Genomic DNA, 2037 nt, shown 5'->3' with positions numbered 1-2037 from the left:
CGCCCCCCCGCCGCCCGCTGCGGCGCGCGGGGGGGGGGGGGGGGGGGGGGCCCGCCCCCCCCCCCCCCCCCCCCACTTCCCGGAGTCCTCCTCCAACCTCGCAGCGAATCATCGAGGAGTTGCATCGTGTCCAGCGCAACTGCCCAGGCGTGGCCCGAGAACGACGGCGGCAGCACCCTGCGGCTGCGGTTCCGCAACTGGCGCCGCTCGCGGCCCTTCTGGGCCGGTCTGCTGGCCATGATCGCCGGCCTGCCGATCCTGTACTTCCCTTACGCCAAGCTCAACCTCAACGGCATGACCGTGTCGATGGCGACCACCGCCGGCGCCGGCTCGCTGATCATCGGCGTCCTGATGGTGGCGCTCGGTTTCACCGCCTGGTTCCAGCCGCTGGTCCGGGTCTTCTGCGGAGTGGCCGTCACGCTGCTCGCGCTGATCTCCATCCCGGTCTCCAACCTCGGCGGCTTCGGCCTCGGCCTGATCCTCGGCCTGGTCTCCGGCGGCCTGCTGATGGCCTGGAAGCCCCTGGCGCCCGTCGAGGCCGTGCCGGTGGAGCAGGGCGCCGCGTACGCGGCCGCCGAGCCGGCCACCGCCGAACTCCCCGCCACCGAGGCCCCGGCCGAGCCCGCCGCCGCCGACGACGACACCCGGCCCGTGCTGCCCGCCCAGGCGCAGCCGGAGGCCGACACCGCCGCCGCGGCGGGTGACCCCGGGGAGGCGCGGTGAACGACCGCGACGACACAGCCGCAGAGCTGCCCCGGCCGCGCCACGCCGCCCCCCGGGCCGGCCTGCGCAGCCGGATCCGCGGCCGGGCGCTGGCCATCGCCGCCGTGCCGACCGCGCTGATCGTCGGCGCCGCCTACACCCCCAGCACCCTCGCGGTGGCCGACACCTCCGCGGGCAAGGCCTGCGCCAGCGCGCCGGACACCGTGCTCGAGGAGACGCCCGTCCCCAAGAGCCAGATCAAGGTCATCCCGGCGCCCACGGCCACCGGCAAGGCGCCGGTGAGGAGCACCAAGGCGCCCGTGAAGGCGCCGACCGCGACCGCCACCGCCAAGTCGTCCACCGTGCTGCCGAAGGTGCAGCAGGGGACCGCCGCCGCGGCTGCCCCGGCCGCGCCGACGGCGGCGCCGAGCCCGAGTGCCTCGGCCACCGCCGAGGGCTCGCACGGCATCATCGGCGACATCCTGGACGGCATCCTGCACCCGGGCGGGCCGACGCCCACGCCCAAGCCGACCCCCACCCCGACCACCACCACCGGCGGCAGCACCCGGACCACGACCACCCCGGCCCCGCCGACGGCCACCCGCTCGGATGCGCCGACCGCCCCGGTGACCACCGCGCCGTCCGCCACCGCCCCGTCGGGTGGTGCGAGCGCTTCCTCCGCCGCGTCCGGCGGCCCGTCCGCCCCGACCCCGTCCGCCTCGCCGACCGGCCCGAACTGCATCCTGGACACCAGCGGGGTCAGCGCCAAGGCGGCCGGCCGCAACGACGTGGTGCCGGACCAGAACTGGACGCTCCACTCCAGCCGCCTGGCCCTGCACGGCTCGGTCTTCAACGGCGTCTACGACGTGCGGACGCCGACCGGCACCAAGCGGGTGCTGAAGTTCACCACCGCCTCGGTGGACATCGGCGACCTCGACATGTCGACGATCATGACCAAGGGCAACACCTTCCACGTGAAGGGCGGCCCGGGCACCACGTCCACCATGCGCAACGGCCCGATCACCATGTACGTGGAGAGCCTCTCCGGGCACCTCTCGGCGATCTACGGCCTGCCGATCCCGATCGACCTGGGCGAGATCACCCTTACCCCGGACACCCTGCCCAAGTGGCTGTGGGACCTGATCGGTGCCGTCCCGATCCCGCTGGACATCACCCTGGACAAGGCCAAGGCCGTCCAGGCCGGCCAGTTCGGCGGCACCCTGAAGATCCCCGGGATGAAGCTCTACCAGGACCAGTCCCCCTACGACGGCTGATCCGCCCGCACGGCGCAGCACGACTCAGCACGGCGCAGCACGGCCCGGCCGGTCCACCGGC

General features: G+C 74.8%; 2 protein-coding genes. Both read left to right on the top strand.

What is annotated here, in order from left to right:
- The first annotated feature begins 126 nt into the window (after positions 1-126).
- On the top strand, positions 127-723 hold the full coding sequence (locus tag ACFV0G_RS33885; RefSeq protein ID WP_380556283.1) for a DUF6114 domain-containing protein: 597 nt from the start codon (positions 127-129) through the stop codon (positions 721-723).
- The gene (locus ACFV0G_RS33880) at positions 720-1976 is read left to right on the top strand and encodes a hypothetical protein (protein WP_380556281.1); all 1257 of its coding nucleotides are present in this window, start codon (positions 720-722) and stop codon (positions 1974-1976) included. The genes ACFV0G_RS33885 and ACFV0G_RS33880 overlap by 4 nt, the downstream gene beginning before the upstream one ends.
- The last annotated feature ends 61 nt before the right edge of the window (positions 1977-2037 follow it).

Source organism: Kitasatospora sp. NPDC059571, from assembly GCF_042735675.1.
Taxonomy (GTDB): Bacteria; Actinomycetota; Actinomycetes; order Streptomycetales; family Streptomycetaceae; genus Kitasatospora.
This window is presented reverse-complemented; position numbering and strand designations above follow the sequence as displayed.